This window comes from Micromonospora sp. NPDC048894, assembly GCF_040649765.1.
Taxonomy (GTDB): Bacteria; Actinomycetota; Actinomycetes; order Mycobacteriales; family Micromonosporaceae; genus Micromonospora; species Micromonospora antibiotica.
In genome coordinates, this window is sequence record NZ_JBEZFY010000003.1 from 147,949 (window position 1) to 168,347 (window position 20,399).

At 72.6% G+C, this 20,399-nt stretch carries 17 protein-coding genes; all 17 read left to right on the forward strand.

The window, feature by feature from the left end; translation table 11 throughout:
- Positions 1–105: 105 nt before the first annotated feature.
- The 17 genes from AB0C22_RS07790 to AB0C22_RS07870 all read left to right on the forward strand — a co-directional run bounded on the left by AB0C22_RS07790 (position 106) and on the right by AB0C22_RS07870 (position 20,396).
- Positions 106–732 (forward strand): NAD(P)H-dependent oxidoreductase, encoded by a 627-nt coding sequence (locus tag AB0C22_RS07790; RefSeq protein ID WP_219463111.1) that lies wholly within the window; start codon positions 106–108, stop codon positions 730–732.
- A gap of 50 nt (positions 733–782) precedes the next feature.
- On the forward strand, positions 783–1,628 hold the full coding sequence (locus AB0C22_RS07795) for an SDR family NAD(P)-dependent oxidoreductase (RefSeq protein ID WP_357534140.1): 846 nt from the start codon (positions 783–785) through the stop codon (positions 1,626–1,628).
- A gap of 43 nt (positions 1,629–1,671) precedes the next feature.
- The gene (locus AB0C22_RS07800) at positions 1,672–2,751 is read left to right on the forward strand and encodes a hypothetical protein (protein WP_219463109.1); all 1,080 of its coding nucleotides are present in this window, start codon (positions 1,672–1,674) and stop codon (positions 2,749–2,751) included.
- Positions 2,752–4,122 carry an aldehyde dehydrogenase family protein gene (locus AB0C22_RS07805; RefSeq protein WP_357534142.1) on the forward strand — a complete coding sequence of 457 codons (1,371 nt, stop codon included), beginning with the start codon at positions 2,752–2,754 and terminating at the stop codon, positions 4,120–4,122.
- A complete protein-coding gene (locus AB0C22_RS07810; RefSeq protein WP_208570048.1) occupies positions 4,109–4,951 on the forward strand; it encodes a hypothetical protein in 843 nt (280 codons plus the stop codon). The genes AB0C22_RS07805 and AB0C22_RS07810 overlap by 14 nt, the downstream gene beginning before the upstream one ends.
- Positions 4,952–5,056: 105 nt before the next feature.
- Positions 5,057–6,595: a PLP-dependent aminotransferase family protein gene (locus AB0C22_RS07815; RefSeq protein ID WP_208570047.1), complete on the forward strand. Its 1,539-nt coding sequence runs from the start codon at positions 5,057–5,059 to the stop codon at positions 6,593–6,595.
- Between the two features lie 181 nt (positions 6,596–6,776).
- Positions 6,777–7,991, forward strand: coding sequence for a 3-deoxy-7-phosphoheptulonate synthase (locus AB0C22_RS07820; protein WP_219463104.1), 1,215 nt, complete (start codon positions 6,777–6,779; stop codon positions 7,989–7,991).
- Positions 7,992–8,036: 45 nt separating this feature from the next.
- Positions 8,037–10,118 carry an aminodeoxychorismate synthase component I gene (pabB, locus tag AB0C22_RS07825; protein ID WP_219463103.1) on the forward strand — a complete coding sequence of 694 codons (2,082 nt, stop codon included), beginning with the start codon at positions 8,037–8,039 and terminating at the stop codon, positions 10,116–10,118.
- A complete protein-coding gene (locus tag AB0C22_RS07830) occupies positions 10,105–12,039 on the forward strand; it encodes an FAD/NAD(P)-binding protein (protein ID WP_357534145.1) in 1,935 nt (644 codons plus the stop codon). Before pabB ends, AB0C22_RS07830 begins: the two co-directional genes overlap by 14 nt.
- Positions 12,036–13,466 carry a lyase family protein gene (locus tag AB0C22_RS07835; RefSeq protein WP_357534147.1) on the forward strand — a complete coding sequence of 477 codons (1,431 nt, stop codon included), beginning with the start codon at positions 12,036–12,038 and terminating at the stop codon, positions 13,464–13,466. Before AB0C22_RS07830 ends, AB0C22_RS07835 begins: the two co-directional genes overlap by 4 nt.
- The gene (locus tag AB0C22_RS07840) at positions 13,463–14,521 is read left to right on the forward strand and encodes a nitronate monooxygenase (protein ID WP_357534149.1); all 1,059 of its coding nucleotides are present in this window, start codon (positions 13,463–13,465) and stop codon (positions 14,519–14,521) included. Before AB0C22_RS07835 ends, AB0C22_RS07840 begins: the two co-directional genes overlap by 4 nt.
- Before the next feature lie 74 nt (positions 14,522–14,595).
- Complete coding sequence (locus tag AB0C22_RS07845) at positions 14,596–14,820, forward strand: tautomerase family protein (protein ID WP_088647261.1); 225 nt, start codon at positions 14,596–14,598, stop codon at positions 14,818–14,820.
- A 32-nt stretch (positions 14,821–14,852) separates the two neighbouring features.
- The gene (cysK, locus tag AB0C22_RS07850; RefSeq protein WP_208570042.1) at positions 14,853–15,815 is read left to right on the forward strand and encodes a cysteine synthase A; all 963 of its coding nucleotides are present in this window, start codon (positions 14,853–14,855) and stop codon (positions 15,813–15,815) included.
- 28 nt (positions 15,816–15,843) lie between these two features.
- On the forward strand, positions 15,844–17,133 hold the full coding sequence (locus tag AB0C22_RS07855) for an ATP-grasp domain-containing protein (protein ID WP_357534151.1): 1,290 nt from the start codon (positions 15,844–15,846) through the stop codon (positions 17,131–17,133).
- A 1-nt stretch (position 17,134) separates the two neighbouring features.
- Entirely contained in the window at positions 17,135–18,397 is a 1,263-nt protein-coding gene (locus tag AB0C22_RS07860) for an ATP-grasp domain-containing protein (RefSeq protein ID WP_357534153.1), read from the forward strand.
- Complete coding sequence (locus tag AB0C22_RS07865) at positions 18,394–19,725, forward strand: MFS transporter (protein WP_357534155.1); 1,332 nt, start codon at positions 18,394–18,396, stop codon at positions 19,723–19,725. Before AB0C22_RS07860 ends, AB0C22_RS07865 begins: the two co-directional genes overlap by 4 nt.
- Complete coding sequence (locus AB0C22_RS07870; RefSeq protein ID WP_208570038.1) at positions 19,725–20,396, forward strand: DNA methyltransferase; 672 nt, start codon at positions 19,725–19,727, stop codon at positions 20,394–20,396. The genes AB0C22_RS07865 and AB0C22_RS07870 overlap by 1 nt, the downstream gene beginning before the upstream one ends.
- The last annotated feature ends 3 nt before the right edge of the window (positions 20,397–20,399 follow it).

Below are 20,399 nucleotides of genomic sequence, written 5' to 3' on the forward strand. Positions count from 1 at the left end.
CCTCGACACAGAGAGTGGAGTCATGGCGCGTTTGTCAGCCCTCGGCAGTCATTGCGACCGACCCGGGGCGGCGCTGTCCGGTGCCGAGCCGCGGAGGTCGGGGCGGTGACCAGACTTCTGCATGTCAGCGCCTCACCGACCGGCCCGGCCAGCCGTTCGACGGCCGTCGCCCAGGCGTTTGTCGACGCATTCCGCGAGCGTTACCCCCGGGCGGAGCTCGACGTGCTCGACCTTTCCTCGATCACGTTGCCCCCGGTGGGTGCCGTCGCGGTGGCCGCGAAGAAGAACGCCATCTCCGGTGCCGCCGGATCCGGCGACGAGGCGGCGTTGTGGCAACAGACCCGCGACCTCGTACGACGCTTTACCGACGCTGACCACTATCTGTTTTCCGTGCCGATGTGGAACTTCGGAATCCCGTACCTGCTCAAGCACTTCATTGATGTCGTCACCCAGCCGGGACTGACGTTCCGCCTCGACCCGCGCCACGGCTACCAGGGTCTCCTCACCGGCCGTCGGGCGTGTGTCGTCTACACCAGTGGCGTCTACACCCCCGGGTGTCCACCGGAGTTCGGCGTCGACTTCCAGTCCTCGTACCTCAACTACTGGCTCCAGGTCATCGGCGTCGACCCCGTGACCGAGATCGCGCTGCGCCCGACCGACTTCAGCCGGTCCCTGGCCGCCGATCTCGAGCAGGCCCGGGAGGACGCGCGCAAGGCCGCCCACACCATCTGACCGCACCCCGGCCGACGACGCGTCGGCCCGTACCACAGGAGGGAAACAGCATGTCCGTCTGGTTCGTCACCGGCGCCTCCCGGGGCTTCGGCCTGGAGATCGTCCGCCAGCTGCTGGAGCAGGGCGAGCAGGTCGTCGCCACGGCACGCAACACCAGCAGCCTGGCCGACCTGTCCTACCCCGACCGGCTGCTCGTGGTCCCGCTCGACGTCACCGACCAGTCCCAGGCCGACCGGGCCGTGCTCGCCGCGGTGGAGAGTTTCGGCGGCATCGACGTGCTGGTCAACAATGCCGGCCGGGGCCTGCTCGGGGCCGTGGAGGAAGCCACCGACGCCGAGGTCCGGGCGGTGTTCGACGCCAACGTCTTCGGCCTGCTCAACGTCACCCGCAGCGTGCTGCCCGTGCTGCGCCGTCAGCGCCGGGGCCGGATCGTCAACATCAGCTCGGTCCTCGGCTTCAGCGCCAAGATGGGCTGGGGCGTCTACGCCGCGACGAAGTTCGCGGTGGAGGGGCTCAGCGAGGCGCTACGGGTGGAGCTGGAGCCGGTCGGGGTCCAGGTGTGCCTGGTCGAGCCCGGCCTGTTCCGCACCGACTTCCTCGACCCCTCGTCGCTGCGCTTCGCCGGCCGGGAGTTCCCGGAGTACGCCGAGACCGCCGGGCGGATCCGCAGCTGGTCGGTCGGGCACAACCACGCGCAGGCCGGGGACCCGCAGCGGGCGGCGGCGGCCATCATCGACCTCGGCCGCAACCCGCACCCGCCGTTCCGGCTCCCGCTGGGCGTGGACTCCGTGCAGCGGATCGGCGAGAAGCTGGCCGAGGTGACGCAGGAACTGGAGGCCACCCGCGAGATCGGGTTGTCGATGTCCTACCCGGAGCCGGCCGCCGCCGCGCGCTGAGGCGGTGCCGGGCGATTCCCCAGACGATCGGCGAGGAGCGAAGATGGACACGATGACCACGGCGCTGGCGCAGGGCCGCGCCGAGACCTTCGACGAACGGGTCCGACGGCTGCTGCACTGGCACTTCGACCCGCAGACCGGGTCGGCGTTCTGGCTGCGTCAACGCGGACTGCTCGACTTCGATCCGCTGCGCGACATCGACGGCGCGGCCGACCTGGTGCGGTTTCCGGACCTCACCGAACAGCTGCGGCACGTGCCGGTCGGTGATCTGATCCCCCGCGGCCTGACCGGCACCGGCTTCCGGGTGTACGAGTCGGGCGGCACCAGCGGGGCGCCCAAGCGCATCGTCGACCGGGACTACCGGCGTCGGCTGCTGTCCTGGGCGATGCAACGGCTGCGGGCGCACCACATCGCCGATCCGGCGCACTGGCTGCACCTGGGCCCGAGCGGGCCGCACGTCTTCGCCTACGACTGCGCCCGCTACGCCGCCCTCGGCAACGGCATGTTCCACACCGTCGACTTCGACCCGCGCTGGGTCAAGAAGCTGGTGGCTGCGGGCGAGACCGACATGGTCAAGCGGTACGTGCGGCACCTGCTGGACCAGGCCGCCGAGGTGCTGCGGTCGCAACCGGTCAAGGTGCTCAGCACCACGCCCCCGCTGATCGAGGCGATCTGCGCGGACCCGGAGCTGCACGCCGCCGTCGAGCGGAGTGTCGAGACGATCATCTGGGCCGGCACCTCGTTCAGCCCGGAGAGCCTGCGCCAGGTCGAGGAGGTCTTCTTCCCCGACACCACGATCGTGGGGATCTACGGCAACACCCTGATGGGGGTGGCGCCGCAACGGCCCCGGCGCCCCGACGACCGGCACCTGTGCGTGTTCGAGCCGTACGCCGAGGCGGTGTGGATCGACGTGGTCGACGAGCACGGCGCGGTGGTGGACTACGGTCAGCGGGGCCGGGTCCGGCTGAGTCTGGTCAGCGAGGAGATGTTCCTGCCCAACGTCATCGAGCGGGACACCGCCGTGCGGGTGGAGCCGGTCGGTGACGCCACGGTCGACGGCCTGGCCGAGGTCGGCACCGTGGCCGAGGTCGGCGACGTCCGGGTGATCGAGGGGGTGTACTGAGTGGCCGGCATCGTGGTGGAGCCGATCGTCTGCGGTCGGCCGGTGCGCAGCCTCGACCGGGCCCCGCTCGCCGACGTCCGGGGCGACCTGCTGGGCGAGGTGGGCATGGTGCCGAGGCTGATGGCCGTCGGCGCGGTGACCCGGGCCCGGCGGGCGGCCGACGGCACCCCGGTCGGGCACGACCTGCTGCTGCGGGCCGCCGAGCTGTTCGCCACGGCCGACCTCGACGGGGAGACCCCCGAGGAGTACGAGCGGCGGGTCGCGCTCGCCGCCGGCCTGCCCCGGGTCACCGTCCGGCATGCCGTGGCCGACATCGTGCGCAGCCTCACCCACCTGCCCGCCACCACCCGGGCGGAGCTGCCGGCGTCCCGGTTGGGCGACGGTTACGAGACGGCCTGGGTGCCCGCCGGGCGGCTCTTCGCGGCCGTGATGGCCAGCAACCACCCGGCGCCCAACGACTCGTGGCTGCACGCGCTGGCGCTGGGCTACAGCGTGCTGGTGCGCCCCGGCACCCGGGAACCCTTCACCGCCCGGCGGTTGACCCTCGCCCTGCTCGCCGCCGGCCTGGCGGAACACCGGATCTCCTTCCTGCCGGGCGAGCGGGCGGTGGGGGAGTACCTCCTCGAAGCCGCCGACCGGGGCATCGTCTACGGCGGTAGCGACGCCGTCCGGCGGTGGGCCGACAGCGCGACGGTCACCACCCGGGGGCCCGGCCGCAGCCGGGTGCTGCTGGACCGGCCGGTGACCGCCGAGGTCCTCGAGCATCTCACCGTCAGCGCGGCCTACGACGGGGGGACCCGGTGCAACAACATCTCCCTGGTGTTGACCACCGGTGATCCCCGGCAGGTCGCCGATGCCCTCGCCGCCCGTTTCGACGCACTGGCCAGCCCGGAGGTGACGGCGTCCGACGCCACCCTGCCCGTCGTCGACGCCACCCGCGCCGAGGGCCTGCGCCGGCAGCTCGCCGGGCTCACGACCGGGGCGACCGTGCACACGGCGGCGGGCGCGGACCCGCTGGTGCGACTGCCGGACGGGTCGCACCGGCCGCTGCCCACCGTGCTGTCCACGGACGACCCGCGGCATCCGGCGGTGGGTGTCGAGCTGCCGTTCCCGTTCGTCGTGGTGGCCCCGTGGCGGCGCGCGGACGGCGTCGCCGCCCTGGGTGACGCGCTGGTGCTCAACCTGGTGACCGACGACGTCGACCTGCGGGCAGCGGCGGTGGCCGACCCGAGTGTCCGCAAGGTGACGTGCGGGCTGACCCTGCCCTGGGACAGCACGCCCGGCATCCCGCACGAGGGCAACCTGTCGCTGTTCCTGTTGCAGTCCAAGGGCGTCGTGTCGACCGGAACGAGGGATCATGCGCTGGCTTGAGGAACTGCTCTCCGACGGGTGGTGGGCGACCGGTCAGGCGGTACGGTTCCAGCTGCCCAACCAGACCGAGTCGTCGCTCACCTACGGTGACCTGCTGCGCCAGTCGGCGACGCTGGCCGGGCGGATCGGTGAGTCCGGCGACGGCACGCAGACCCGGCTGGCCATCCTGACGATGGGCAGCGCGGAGGGGCTCGTCGCCCTGATCGCCGGGCTGATCGTCGGCGCGGTGGTCATCTCCACCCCGATCCAGACGACGACCCCGTGGTCGGCGGACCTGTTGGGTGATCCGGACGTGGTGCTGACCGATGCGACGGGTGCGGCGGTGTTGCAGTGCCACGAGCGGTTGACCGGCGCCCGGCCACGCTACCGGGTGCTCACCGTCGACCTGACCGAGCCGGCCAAGGCCAGTGTCCGGCCGGACATCTGCACCGACCAGGACGACGTCTGCAAGATCGCCTACCTGGATCCGGAGCGGTCCACTCTGGTGGTGGCGCTGACCGGGTTCGCCCTGGACTCCGCCGTCCGGCAGCCGGACCGTCGGCCGTCGACCGGGGCGGGTGGGCTCGGCAGTCTCACCGGTCAACTCGCCAGCTACCGCCGGCTGGCGGCGGGGGGCGTCGTCGATCTCACCACCCCCCGTCCGGCCGGGCGGTCCCTCCTGGACGTGGCGATGCCGGTGACCCTGCCCACCCGCACGGAGGGCCGACTCGCCGACACGAGCACCGTCTTTCCGTACATCGTGGACAGCGCGGCCCATTTGGACAGACTGGTGTCAGGAATCGTCCTGCCGGCGGGGTCCGCCGCGCTCTCGCCAGTAGCTAAGTTGTAGGTATGGTAATTTCCGTTTCTTGAGCCGGTCCGGTCGGGAGATGGATCGTCAGCGCGGGCCGGAACGTGCCATGCCGCCCCGCCCGATCGGGCAAGGGACAAATGCATGCCACGTGAGTCGCCCGCGCTGCCGGGAAGCGGTTTCCTCATCGACCGTCATTCATCGGCACCGCTTTACCAACAGTTGTACGAACAGTTGCGGTGGAGCATCGAGGCGGGACAACTCACCCCGGGCACCCGGCTGCCGGCCACCCGTACCCTGGCCAAGGAGTTGGGCGTCTCGCGCAACACCGTGCTCGTGGCGTACGACCGGCTGCTCGCCGAGGGCTACCTCGACGGCCGGGTGGGCTCCGGCACCCGGGTGGCCACCCGGCAGAGCGTCCGGGAGATGGAGGCCAAGCTCCCCCGGCCGACCACCCGGACGCCACTGCGCATCACCCGGGCCGCCCGCCGGATGGCCGAGGCGTCGGCCTACTTCACCCCGGCGCACGACCAGCTGCGCTACCCGGACCGTCCGTTCACCCTCGGCATGCCCGCCCTGGACCTCTTCCCGTCGAAGGTCTGGGGCCAGATCATGTTCAGCAAGTCGCATCAGCTGACCAGTGCCCTCTACACCCACCGCGACCCGGCCGGCTACTGGCCGCTGCGCAAGGGCATCGCGGCCATGCTCGGGCTCATGCGCGGCGTCCGGTGCACCCCGGAACAGGTGATCATCCAGCCGAGCGCCCAGATCGCCGTGCACGTCATGGCCGTGACCCTGCTCGAACCGGGGGAGAAGGCCCTGGTCGAGGACCCGGGCCTGCAGGCCATCCGGGGTGCCCTGCACTCCGCCGGCGTCGAGACCTGCCCGGTGCCGGTCGACGCCGAGGGCATGTGCATCGGGGTGGGCCAGGCCCGCCATCCGGACGCCCGGATGGCGGTGGTGACCCCCAACAACCAGTTCCCCCTGTCGGTCCGGATGTCCGCGGCCCGCCGGGCCGAGGTGTTGGCGTGGGCCAGTGACAACGACGGCTGGATCATCGAGGACGACTACGACGGTGAGTTCTGGGCGGAGAATCCCGGTCCACCGCTGCACCAGGCCGACGAGCGTGGACGGGTCATCTACGTCGGGACCTTCAGCAAGGTTCTGTTTCCCGGCCTGTGCCTGGCCTATCTGGTGGTGCCACCGGATCTCGTCGACATCGTCACCGAGGTGCAACGGGCGACCGTCAACTCGCTCAACATCCTCACCCAGTCCGCGCTCGCCGAGTTCATCGAGGCGAATCATCTCGCCCGGCACGTCAGGCGGATGCGTGACGTCTATCGGGAACGCGGCGACATCCTCGTCGGCGCGCTGCGCGGCAGGCTCGGCGGGTTCGTCACGATCGACAACCCGCCGCGGGGCACCCACCTGGTCGCCAGCCTGCCGGAGACCGCCGACGAGCAGCGCCTGGCCCGGCTCGGCCGGGAGGCACGCCTGCGGGTCTATCCGCTGTCGTCGTTCGGCGACGAGCTGGAAGGGATCGGCCGGGGGCTGGTCCTCGGTTACGCGGCCACGCCACCCGAGAAGATCCTGGCCGGCGTCAACCGCCTGACGACAGTTGTCGAGCAATTCACCGGCCGTGCCCATCCGGGTAGTCGTACCGCATTGAGGAAGAGCGTATAAGTCGTTTCGTCGGTGCCAAAGGGCCATGTAGCCAAATAGTCAGGTGCCAATCCCAGTGGTACTAGCGAGATGGCAAACATGGCCCTGTGCCAATCGTCTTCCCCGCCGATACGGTCCGTACCGGATCGCGGCACCCTCTTCGGTGACCGGGCCGCCCCGAAGAATACAGGGGGAGACTTCCATGGCATCACCACAGCTTCTCGTACGGCGCCCCGAGGCGCCCACCACCGACAGTTGGAGCCCCGCCGGCTGGCGCAAGCTGCCCATCACGCAGCAGCCGACCTGGCCGGACCGGGACGAACTCGACGCTGTCGCCGACTACCTGTCCGGCCTGCCCGCGCTGACCGGCGTCGAGGAGATCAGGCGGCTGCGCGAGGAACTGGCCCTCGCCAGCGCCGGGAAGGCGTTCGTGCTCCAGGCCGGCGACTGCGCCGAGCCACTCGGCATGGCCGCCACCGCTTCGGCACGGGCCAAACACCGGGCCATCACGGCGCTCGGCGAGCGCCTGGCCCGTGAGCTGCACCGCCCGACCATCGGTCTGGGACGGCTCGGCGGCCAGTTCGCCAAGCCCCGCTCCGAGCCGTTCGAAGCGGTCGACGGGCAGCTGCTGCCCGTGTTCCGCGGGCTGATGGTCAACGAACCGGAGGGCACCGCGCTGGCCCGCCAGCCCGACCCGTACCGGCTGCTGTCCTGCTACTACACCGCCCGTCAGGTGGTGGCGGAGCTGGCGCGGGCCGGCGGCGGCGTATGGACCAGCCACGAGGTGCTCATCCTCGAGTACGAGCAGGCGCTGACCCGCCTCGACGAGGTCACCGGCGAGTGGTTCCTGCGCTCGACGCACCTGCCCTGGGTGGGTGACCGCACCCGTGGGGTGGACGATGCGCACCTGAACTTCCTGGCCGGGTTGGGCAACCCGGTCGCGGTCAAGGTCGGCCCCAGCGCCACCGTCGACGACGTGCTGCGGATCTGCGCGTTGCTCGACCCGCACCGCCGGCCCGGCCGGCTCACCCTGATCAGCCGGATGGGTCAGCAGCGGATCGCCGATCACCTGCCGCCCCTGGTGCGGGCGGTGGTCGACGCCGGCCACCCGGTCGCCTGGATGAGCGACGCCATGCACGGCAACACCGTCCGCGGCGCCGGTGGGGTGAAGACCCGCCACCTGGACGCCATCGTGGGCGAGCTGACCACCTTCGTCGAGGTGCTGCGCGGTCACGGTCTGGAGCCGGCGGGCCTGCACCTGGAGATCGCCGCGGACGACGTCACCGAGTGCGTGGGCGCGAGCGTGACCGACGAGAGCCAGCTCGGCCGCAACTACCGGTCGCTGTGCGACCCGCGGCTCAACAACGAGCAGGCCGACGCGGTCGTCGACGCGCTCGTCGCCGCGATGCACCGCTGAACACCCGTCCCCGACAACTTCGTGACCCGAGCGGAGGAGGCATCAGTGCGCACCCTGCTGGTCGACAACTACGACTCCTACACCTACAACCTGTTCCAGCTCATCGCCGTCGTCAACGGCGTCGAGCCCACCGTGATCCGCCACGACGATCCGGCCGTGGCCACCCTGGACCTGCGTCGTTTCGACAACGTGGTGATCTCGCCCGGCCCCGGTCGACCCGACCGGGAGAAGGACTTCGGCTTCTCCGCCCAGGTCATCGCGGACTCCCCGGTGCCGGTGCTCGGGGTCTGCCTCGGCCACCAGGGCATCGCCTCCGGCCACGGCGCGGCCGTCCACTCCGCGCCCGTGCCGCGGCACGGCCACCTGGCGTCGATCACCCACGACTCCGACGGCCTGTTCGCCGGCATCCCGCAGCAGTTCACCGCCGTGCGGTACCACTCGCTGTGCGTGTCGGACCTGCCCCCGGAGCTGGTGGCGACCGCCTGGGCCGAGGACGGCGTGATCATGGGCCTGCGGCACGTCAGCCGGCCCATGTGGGGGCTCCAGTTCCACCCCGAGTCGATCTGCACGGAGTACGGGCAGACCCTGCTCGGCAACTTCCGTGACCTGACCCGGGCCCACCAGGCCCGGGAGAGCATTCAGGTGGCCGCCCCGCCGCCCATCGCCGCGCCGACGCACCGGCTGCACGTGCGCACCCTCGGCTGGGAGACCGACGCCGAGCAGGCGTTCACCCGGCTGTTCCGGGACGCCACCCACGCCTTCTGGCTGGACAGCGCCCGGGTCGAGGAGGGGCTGTCCCGCTTCTCCTACCTCGGTGACGCCTCCGGGCCGCTGTCCGAGGTGGTCCGCTACGACGTCGGCACCGACGCGGTCGAGGTCACCTCGGCGGCCGGCGCCCCGACCCGGGTGCCCGGCACCATCCTGTCCTACCTCCAGCAGCGGCTGGCCGGCATCCACCTCGACTCGTCGGCCCTGCCCACCGACCTGACCTGCGGCTACGTCGGCTACTTCGGCTACGAGCTGAAGGGTGACCTCGGCGCTGCCGGGCCGCACCGCGCCGACACCCCGGACGCGTACTGGATCTTCGCCGACCGGTTCGTCGCGGTCGACCACCGGGACCGGCAGACCTACCTGGTGGCCCTCTCCGACGGCAGCGAGGGCAGCGACGACGCGGCGCAGGACTGGGTCGAGACCGTCGCCGAGCAGCTCACCGCGATCCCCGAGGCGGGACCGGTCACCCCGCTCACCCCGCCGCCGGTCGACACCACCTCGCTGGTCGCGTCGCTGGAGCGGGACCGGGAGCAGTACCTGGCCGACATCGCCGCCTGCAAGCGGGAACTGGTCGCCGGGGAGAGCTACGAGATCTGCCTGACCAACGGGCTGCGCCTGCCGCGTCCCCGCGACGGGTTCGCCTTCTACCGGGCCATGCGCCGCTACAACCCCGCGCCCTACTCGGCCTACCTGCGGCTGGGCGACATCGAGGTGGCCTGCTCCTCCCCGGAACGCTTCCTGCGGCTGACCGCCGACCGGGTGGTCGAGACCAAGCCGATCAAGGGGACCGCGCCCCGGGACCCGGACCCGACGGTCGACGCGGCACTGCGCGACGAGCTGACCACCAGCGACAAGACCCGCGCCGAGAACCTGATGATCGTCGACCTGCTCCGCAACGACCTCGGCCGGGTGTGCGAGGTCGGCAGCGTCACCGTCCCCAAGCTGATGCAGACCGAGTCGTACGCGAGCGTGCACCAGCTGGTCTCGACCATCCGGGGCCGCCTGCGGGCCGAGGCCACCGCCGTCGACTGCGTCGAGGCGTGCTTCCCCGGCGGCTCGATGACCGGGGCGCCCAAGCTGCGGACGCTGGAGATCATCGACGGGCTGGAGACCACCGCCCGGGGCATCTACTCCGGCTCGCTGGGCTTCCTCAGCTGCAACGGCACGGCCGACCTCAACATCGTGATCCGCACCGCGGTGCTGTCCGGCGACGGGATGCGGGTCGGTGCGGGCGGGGCCATCATCCTCGACTCCGATCCGGAGGGGGAGTTCGACGAGATGCTGCTGAAGGCCGCCGCCCCGTTGCGCGCGCTGCTCAGCGGCGGCTACCAGGAGGACGTCGATGTCTACCAGTGATCCGCTGTCGGTGTGCGTCGTCGGCATGGGGCCGCGTGGCCTGTGCGTGCTGGAGCGCCTGGTCACCAACGCCGCGGCCGACCCCGACCGCCCGGTACGCATCGACGTCGTCGACCCGTACCCGCCGGGGGCGGGCCGGGTGTGGCGGGCCGACCAGTCCGACCGGCTGCTGATGAACACCGTGGCCTCCCAGGTGACCGTGTTCACCGACCCGACCGTGGAGCTGGCCGGCCAGCTGCGGGAGGGCCCCAGCCTCTACGAGTGGGCCCGCTTCCAGGTGCTGATGGGTGACCTCGCCCAGTTCCCGTCCGACGTCGCCGAGGAGCTGCGCGGGGTGGGACCCGACACCTACTCCACCCGCCGGTTGTTCGGCCACTACCTCACCTGGGTCTACCACCGGGTGGTCGCCACGGCACCGGCGAACGTCAGCGTCCACGCCCACGCCACGGTCGCCGTCGCGGTGTGGGACGAGTCCGACGGCCGGCAGTGCGTGCAGTTGCAGACCGGCGACCGGCTCCCCGGCCTGGACGCGGTGGTGCTGGCGCAGGGCCACTTCCCGGTCACCCCGACGGTGCAGGAGCAGAAGCTGGCCGAGTTCGCCGTCGAGCGGGGACTCACCTACATCCTGCCGGCCAACCCGGCCGACGTGGACCTGTCGATGGTGCGGCCCGGCGAACCCACCCTCCTGCGTGGGCTGGGACTCTGCTTCTTCGACTACCTGGCCCTGCTCACCGAGGGCCGCGCCGGCCGCTACGTCCGGGGCGACGACGGCCAGTTGACCTACCTGCCGTCCGGGTTGGAACCGCAGTTGCTGGCCGGGTCCCGGCGGGGCATCCCGTACCGGGCGCGGGGGCGCAACGAGAAGGGCGCGCACGGGCGGCACGAACCGCGTGTGCTCACCGTGGAGCTGGTGGAGCGGCTGCGTACCGCCCCGGACGCGACGCCGTTGGACTTCATGACCGACCTGTGGCCGCTGATCGCCAAGGAGGTGGAGACGGTCTTCTACGTGGCCGTGCTGCGCCGCCGCGGCTGCCGGGGCAAGGCCCGACGGTTCGAGGCCGAATACCTCGCCGTGCCCCGGGGCGACGGGCAGGAGGAGCAGATCCGCGAGCGTTACGGGATCACCGAACGGTGGGACTGGGACGCGGTGCTGGACCCGGCCCGCGACGAGACCTTCGCCGACCCGGCGGCGTTGCAGGAATGGATGCTGCGTTACCTGCAGGAGGACGCCGACACGGCACAGGAGGGCAACGTCAGCGGCCCGCTGAAGGCCGCCATGGACGTCCTGCGCGACCTGCGTAACGAGGTACGCCTCGCCGTCGACCACGGTGGCCTGCGGGGCAGCTCGCACCGCCACCACCTGGACGACTGGTACACCCCGATGAACGCCTTCCTCAGCATCGGACCGCCGGCCCACCGGGTCGAGCAGTTGGCCGCGCTCATCCGCGCCGGGGTGCTGCGGGTCGTCGGGGCCGGGATGCGGGTGTCACCCTGCCCCGAGCAGGGCGGGTTCCTCGTCGAGTCCCCTCGCACGCCGGGGACCCGGGACGTGGTGACCGCGATGATCGAGGCGCGGCTGCCGGAGGTCGACCTGCGTCGTACCGCCGATCCGTTGCTGGGGTGGATGCTCGCGCACCGCTCCTGCACCCCGCACGTGGTGGCCGACCAGGAGGCGCAGCCGCACGTCACCGGTGGGCTGGCCGTCACCGGCCGGCCGTTCCACCCGGTGACGGCGGCCGGCGAACGACACGCCCGCCGGTTCGTCTTCGGGGTGCCCACCGAGGGCGCACACTGGGCGACCGCGGCGGGGGCACGGCCGGGCGTCAACTCGGTGATGCTCGGCGACGCGGACGCGATCAGCCTGTCGGTGCTCGCCCTCACCGTGCGGGCGACCACCACGACGGGAGCGGTGACGACATGACCGAAGGCTTCGACCACGGGCTGCTCAGTCCCAGCAGCGCCGACCGGGCCATCGAGCACGCCGTGCGGGACCGGGCGGTGCTCCAGGCGATGCTCGACGCCGAGGCCGCGTTGGTGCGGGCCCAGGCCCGGCTGGGGGTGGTGCCGACGGAACACGCGGATACCATCACCGCCGTCGCCGACGCGCGGCGGATCGACCTGGACACCGTCGCCCGTCGGGCGACCGAGACGGCGAACCCGGTGGTCGCGGTGGTCGCCGCGCTCACCGACCTGGTCACGGCGCTGGACCCGGCCGCCGCGGAGTACGTGCACCGCGGCTCCACCAGCCAGGACATCCTGGACACCGCCCTGATCCTGGTGGCGGAACGGGCGCTGCGGGTCGTCGACGCGGACCTGGCGGCCACCGCCGATGCCCTGGCCGGCCTCGCGGACCGGCACCGGGGCACCGCGATGGCGGGTCGGACCCTGACCCAGCACGCCGTGCCGACCACGTTCGGCCTGAAGGCGGCGACCTGGCTCTCCGGTGTCCTCGACGCCCGGCAGGCGATCCACGCCCTGCTGGCCGAGGGGTTGCCGGTGCAGCTCGGCGGGGCCGCCGGCACCCTCGGCGGTTACCTGGAGTTCGCCCGGCTGGCCGGGGACACCGACGACGCCTACGCCGAGAAGCTGATCCACGCCTTCGCCGCGGAACTGTCCCTGGCCGAGCCGCACGCACCCTGGCACACCGTGCGGACGCCCCTGCACGCCGTCGTGGGCGCGTTGGGTCTCACCACCGGCGTGCTCGGCGCGATGGCGGCGGACGTGCAGGTCATGACGCGTACCGAGATCGGGGAAGTGGCGGAGCCGACCCGCCCGGGGCGCGGGGTGTCCTCCGCGATGCCGCACAAGCGCAACCCGGTGCTGGCGACCCGGATCCGGGCGGCGGCGGCACAGTTGCCGCAGCTCGCCGCCACCGTCGCGCACTGCCTCGTCGCCGAGGACGAACGCCCCGGTGGCGCCTGGCACGCGGAGTGGCAACCGTTGCGGGAGGCGTTGCGGCTGACCGGGGGTGCCGCCGACGCGGCGGCCGAACTGGCCGCCGGGCTGACGGTGTTCCCCGACCGGATGCGCACCAACCTCGACCTCGCCGGGGAGTTCATGGCCTCGGAACGGTTGGCCGTCCGGCTGGCCCCGCTGCTGGGCCGGGTCGAGGCGAAGGAGCTGCTGACCGCGCTGACCGGCCGGGCCATCGAGACCGGGCAGCCGTTGCGTGACCTGGTCACGGCCGACCCCCGGGTCACCGCCGTCCTGGATCCGGGTGAGGTCGCCACCCTGCTCGACCCGGCCCGCTACGTCGGCGCCGCCGACCTGCTGGTGGACCGGGCCCTGCACCGGCACCGCACGTTCGGGATGCGGGCGGCGGCACCGGCCGAGGGTCGGCGGCCGTGAGCCGGCCGGGTCCGCTGGCGCGTCCGGTGGTCGGTGCGCCGATGGCGGGAGGCGTCAGCACGCCCGCCCTCGTCGCGGCGGTCAGTGACGCCGGGGGCCTCGGTTTCCTGGCCGCCGGCTACCAGCGCCCGGCGGACCTGGCCGCCGACATCGACCGGGTCCGTCGGGCCACGGCCGGCCCGTTCGGCGTCAACGTGTTCGTGCCGGAGTCCCGGCCGGTGGACCCGGCCGCCGTCGCCCGCTACCGGCAGGCGCTGCTGCCGCTGGCCGCCCGCCGGGGGGTGACCCTGCCCGACCCGCCCGAGCGGGACACCGACCACTTCGCCGAGAAGATCGAGGTGCTGCTCGCCGCGCGGGCACCGGTGGTCAGCTTCACCTTCGGCTGCCCGTCCCGGGCGGTCGTGGACCGGCTGCACGCCACCGGGTCGCAGGTGGTGGTCACCGTCACCGACGTGGCGGAGGCGCAGTCGGCCGTCGCGGTGGGCGCCGACGCCCTCTGCGTGCAGGGCGCCGGGGCCGGCGGTCACCGGGCGGGCTTCACCCCCGACGTCCGCACCGACCCGCAGCCGGGCACGGCCGAGCTGGTCAGGGCGGTACGACGGGTCGTCGCGGTGCCGCTGATCGCTGCCGGCGGCATCACCGGACCGGCGGAGGTCGACGCGGTGGTCGCGGCCGGCGCGTCGGCGGTGCAGGTCGGCACCGCGCTGCTGCTGACCCCGCAGGCCGGCACCCACCCGGTGCACCGGGCGGCGCTCACCGATCCCGGGCGACCCGGCACGGTCGTCACCCGGGCGTTCTCCGGCCGCCCGGCCCGGGGCCTGCGCAACCGGTTCGTCGACGCCTTCGACGCGTCGGCACCGGCCGGGTACCCGCAGGTGCACCACCTGACCAGGCCGCTGCGGGCAGCGGCGGCGGCACGCGGTGACGTCGAGGAGATGGCGCTCTGGGCCGGGGTGGGCTACCGCCTGGCCCGGCCGGAACCCGCCGGACAGGTCGTCACCCGCCTCGCCACCGCGGTGGCCGCCGCGACCCCGCTGCGCCCCGCATCCCACTGACAACTGCACCCCACTGACATCCGCACCCACCGACGTCCGTACCCCACCGACGTCCGCGATCCCAGGAGGATCCGATGCCGCACATCAACATCAAGTTCTTTCCGGTCGACCTGCACCGGGACACCGAGCAGCAACTGGTCGACGAGTTGACCGAGGCGGTCACCACCGCGTTCGGGTGCAGCCCGAACGTGGTGTCCATCGCCCTGGAGCCGGTGGAGGAGCAGCGCTGGCAGGCGCAGGTCTACCAACCGGAGATCGTCGAACGGCAGCACCTGCTGCGCAAGGTGCCGAACTACTGACGCCCCGGCCCCTGGAGGAGGTGGAGACCGCCATGGCGCAGCCGAACCGTACCCTCGCACCGAGACCGCTACCCAGCATCGCCGACGGCATCGACGACCTCGTCGGCAACACACCGCTGCTGCGGTTGCCCGTCGCGCACGGGGCACCCGGCGTCGAAGTGCTGGCCAAGCTGGAGTGCGCCAACCCGGCCGCGAGCGTGAAGGACCGCGCGGCGCTCTACATGCTCCGCGCGGCGGAGGCCGACGGCCGGCTGCGCCCCGGCGGTGTCGTCGTGGAGGCGACGTCGGGCAACACCGGCATCGCGTTGGCCGCCCTGTGTGCGGCGCGCGGGCACCACTGCATCATCGTGTTGCCGGACAACGCCACCCCGGAGCGGATCGGCCTGCTGCGGCGCTTCGGTGCCGACGTGGTGCTGACCCCGCGCGAGGCGCGCTACCAGGGGGCCGTGGACAAGGCCGAGGAGATCTGCGCGATGACGCCGGGCGCGTGGTTCGTCCGGCAGCACGACAACGACGACAACCCCCGGGCCCACCGGGAGACCACCGGCCCGGAGATCTGGGCCGACACCGGCGGCCGGGTCGACGTCCTGGTCTGCGGGGTCGGCACCGGCGGCACGCTCAGCGGCACCGCCGGCTATCTCAAGGAGCGCAACCCCGCGCTGCGGGCGGTCGCGGTCGAGCCGGCGGGCTCGCCGCTGTTGTCCGGGGGTACGCCGGGCACCCACGCCATTCCCGGTTTCAACGGTGGGTTCGTCGCCCCCACCACCGATCTGAGCCTGATCGACGAGGTGGTGACCGTCACCGACGACGAGGCGGCCGAGACGAGCAGCTGGCTGGCCCGGCGGGTGGGGGTGCTCGCCGGGGTGTCCTCGGGGGCGGCGACGCACGTCGCGCTGCGGGTGGCCCGGCGACGCGACAGCGTCGACAAACGGATCGTGGTCATCCTCCCTGACACCGGGGAGCGCTACCTGAGCATGTGGTCGGAGCGTCCGTGAGACGCCCGAGGATTGGAGAGGAACTCCCGTGAGGACACTGCTTCTCGTCGGTGGCGTCGACGACACCCTCGTCGCGGCGAAGGAACTCGGTCTGCGGGTGCTCCTGCTCCAGCACCCCACCAAGATCACCGATCGGCAGCGGCGGCTGGCCGACGTCGCCGAGGTGCTCGACTACACCGACTGGACCCTGACCGCGCCGGTGGTGACCCGGCTGCACCAGCAGTGGCGCATCGACCAGGTGGTCTCGCTGACCGAGCCGGGCCTGGACGTCGCGGCCCGCGCCCGTGACCTGCTCGGCCTGGACGGCACCACCTACCCGGTGTCCCGCCGGTTCCGCGACAAACTGGCCATGCGCCGCCACCTGGTCCGCCGCGACGCCGACGCGGTCGCGGCGACACCGCTGCACGACTTCGACGACCTGGGCGCCTTCGGCGCACGCCACGGATACCCGTTCGTGGTGAAACCGACCGCCGCCACCGCAAGCATCGGGGTGTTCCGGGTCGACGACCCGTCCGGGCACGAGGCCGTCTGGGAGCAGGTGTGCCGGCTGCGGGGGACCCGCACCGACCGGGTGTCGACCCTGCTGGTGCTCGACGACTTCCTGATGGAGGAGTACGTCCACGGTCGGGAGTTCAGCGTCGAGACGTTCAGCTTCGCCGGCCGGCACGTGGTCGTCACCGTCACCGAGAAGATGACCGACCCGGCTCACTTCGCCGAACTCGGCCACGCCGTACCGGCCCGGCTCACCGAGGACGCCTGGGACCGGGTCGGCGAGTGCGTCGGCACGTTCCTCGACCACCTGGAGTTCACCGACGGGCCCTGCCACACCGAGGTCCGCCTCAGTGGCACCCGGGCCCGCATCATCGAGGGCCACCACCGCTACGGCGGGGACGCGATCCCCGAGCTGGTGCGGGCGGTCTACGGCATCGACCTGGACCGGCTCGCCGTCGGGTGGCCGTTCCGCCTGGTCGACGCGCTGCCGGACAGCCCCGCACCCCGGGGTGGCGGCTGCGTACGGGCCATCGTCGGTCCACCCGGCCGGGTGCTGTCCGTCGAGGGGGTCGAGGAGGCGCTGCGCCAACCCGACGTCCTGGCGGTACGGATCAGCGCCCGCCCCGGCGACGAGGTACGTCCCCTGCGGGACAACTGGGACCGGCTCGGGCTGGTCGCCGTCACCGGGCCCACCGCGACCGCCGCCGCCGCCCGGGGTGCCCAGGTCATCGACGAGTTCATCCGGATCCGGATCGTCGACGACCGGGGCGGGGAACACCTCGCCCGGGCCGCCGAGGTGGCTCAGGTGTCCGGGGCGGTGGCCTGACATGAGCGTGCTGATCCTGCACCGCAATCCGTTGGAGCCGTTCCCGTACCGGGACTGGCTCGCCGACCACGACCAGCCGGTGGTGGTGCTCGCCGCCCGCGACAAGATCGAGTCCTTCGGTGAGCAGGTCCCCACCGACACCCTGGGCCTGGCCCACCTCGAGGTGCTCGACCACTACGACCGGGACGTGACGGACCGGGCCATCGCGCTGGCCGAGCGCTACCGGCCCCGGCACGTCGTCGCCCTGCACGAGGCGGACCTGGAACTCGCCGCCGACCTGCGGGTGCGCTGGGGGCTGCCCGGTCCCCGACCGGCGGACATCCGGCCGTTCCGCGACAAGCTGCTGATGAAGCAGCAGGCGGCGGCGGCCGGCATCGAGGTGGCCCCGTACGCCCTGGCGGCCACGGCGGCGCAGGTGTCGGACTTCGCCGCCGAGCACGGGTACCCGGTCGTGTTGAAGCACCGGGCCGGCTACAACTCCATCGGGTTGCGTATCGTCCGGTCACCCGGGCAGCTGCGGACCCACCTGGACGAGCTGTACCGGGGCGGCAGCCGCGACGACATCATCGTCGAGCGGTTCGTGCCCGGGAGGATGTGCCACGTCGACGGGTTCGTCCGGGCCGGTCGGACCGCCGTGGCCTGGCCCTCGCAGTACCAGTACGACCTCGCCTCGTTCGGCAGCGACCCGGGCCCGCGCGTCGACGTGACGCTCGACCCGGACGACCCGCTCACCGGGCGGCTGCTCGATCTGGTCGACCGGGTGCTGGCCGCCCTCACCCGCCGCCCCGGTGGGCTCACCGACCATGCCTTCCACGCCGAGGTGTTCCACACCCCCGACGACCGGTTGGTGCTCTGCGAGATCGCCTGCCGCAGCGGCGGGGCGAAGATCCGCGAGGTGTTCGAGGTGATGTTCGGCGTCAACCTGGCGGAGGCGGAGCTGCGTACCCACCTCGGGTTGCCCGTCCCCGCCGTCGACCGGCTCGCCGGCGGCGTCCGGCCGCGTCCGCGCAGCATGTCCGGTCAGGTGCTGATGATGAAGCGTCCCGGGCTGGTCCGCACGGTGCCCACCCCGCCGACGGAGCCCTGGGTGCGCCGGTTCTGGTGCTGGGCGCGACCCGGGCAGGTGATCCCACCGGCCGCCGGGTCGGCCGACTTCCTGACCGCCGCCATCGCCGTCGCCCCGACCCGGGTCGAGTGTGAGGCGCGGCTGCGCCGGCTCGGCGACCGGGTCGCCGCGCAGATCCAGATCGGGGAGCCGTCGTGACGACCCGGGGTGTCCAGGCCCGGTATATGGCCGCGATGGTGATCGACGCCACCGGCAGCGGCATGTACCTGCCGCTGTCGCTGATCTACTTCCAGCACAGCACCGGCCTGTCCGTGGGGCGGGTCGGCGCGATCGTCAGCGCGGCGGCGGTGCTCGGCCTGATCGCCAATCCGCTGACCGGGGTGCTCGTCGACCGGTTCGGCGCGCGGGCCGTCGTGGTGGGCGGTTACCTGCTGCGGGCCGCCGCCTTCGCCTGTTACCCCCTGGTCGACTCGGCAGGGCCGCTGTTCCTGGCCGTGCTGGTGGTGGCGTTCGGCGACGTGTCGTTTTCCCCGTCGGTGCATTCGCTGGTCGCCGAGATCGCCACGGGCAGCGCCCGGGACAAACTCATCGCCGCGCAACGCAGCCTGCGCAACGCCGGCCTCGGCGCGGGTGGCCTGCTCGCGGGGGCCGCCCTCACCGTCCGGGCCGACCGGGCGTTCACCGTGATCGTGCTGACCGCCGCGGTGGCCTTCACCGTCGCGGCCGGGCTGATCCGCGCGATCCCCGTCCAGGGCGGTCGACCCGATGCCACCGCCCCGGCCGCGGCTGCCCGCCGGGGTTACCGGCTGGTGGCCCGCAACCGGCCGTTCCTCGCCCTCACCCTGCTCAACGTGCCGACCGCGTTCGGTTACATGGTGTTGTCGGTGAGCCTGCCCGTCTACGTGACCCTGCACCTGGGGCAGCCGGCCTCGCTCGTCGGCGCGCTCTACGCGGTGAACACCATCGGCATCGCGGTGGCGCAGATCCCCGTCACCCGGGCGCTGACCCGGTTCCGCCGGTCCCGGGCCGTGGCGGCCGGCGCCGGCATCTTCGGGTTGTCGTTCGTGTCGTTCGCGGTGCTCGGGGCGACGGCCGGAGGTGCGGTCCTGCTGGCGGGCGTCTTCGCCGCGACCGGGCTGTTCACCGTCGGGGAACTCCTGCACGGGGCGACCGCGTCGGCGTTGGTGGTCAACGCCGCCCCCGCGCAGACCCGGGGTCGGCACCTGGCCGTCTACCAGCTGTCCTGGGCGGTGCCGGGCGCGTTGGCGCCGGCGGTGCTGACCGGTTTGCTGTCGCTGTCGCCGACCGGCATGTGGCTGGTGCTGGCGGTGGGTGTGGTGGTCGCCGCCGTCGGCGTGTTGCGCCTCGAACCCCACCTGCCGCCGGAGGCGCTCCGACCGCAGCCGGCACCGGCGCAGGAGACCCCACCGCCCACCACCACCGACCCCGACGGGGGCTCCACCGAAACCGACCCCGGGGATGGCCGTGCTGCCGCCGGGCTCGTACGAGTCAGGGAGAAGAACTGATGGGAGTTGCCAGCTGGGTGGTGCTCACCGGCGACGATCCCCGGCACGCGCCACCGCAGGCCGCCGGGCAGTGCGGCTGGGTGAGTCAGATCGCGCCGCTGATCACCGAGTTCACCCACCCCGGGGACCTGGTGTTCGACCCGTTCGCCGGGTGGGGGACCAGCCTGGTGGCGGCCTCGGTCACCGGTCGGCGGGGCATCGGCCTGGAGATATCCCCGGACCGGGCCGCGCAGGCGTCGCGCCGGCTGGGGGCGTACCCGCAGCAGGTGATGATCTGCGGTGACGCCCGCCGGCCCCCGGTGCCCGACCGCAGCGTCGACTTCGTCGTCACCGACCTGCCCTACTTCGGCACCGCGCTCGACACCGACTCCCCGGTCGACGGTCAGTTCTATGCGCTGCGCGACTACTCCGCCTACCTGACCGCCCTCGACCATGCCTTCCACGCGCTGGCCCGGGTCCTCAAGCGGGGCGCGTACGCGGTGGTCGCGGTGCAGAACCGGCGGGTCGCCGACCGGTTCGTGCCGTTGGCGTGGGACGTCGGCCGGGTGCTCGGGGGTCACCTCACCCTCGGCGACGAACGCATCCACCTGTATCCGCGCCCGGTCACCGGGGGAGACCCGCTGGTCAACAACCGGGCCCACGAATATCTGCTCGTCGCGCAGAAGCGGTAGTCG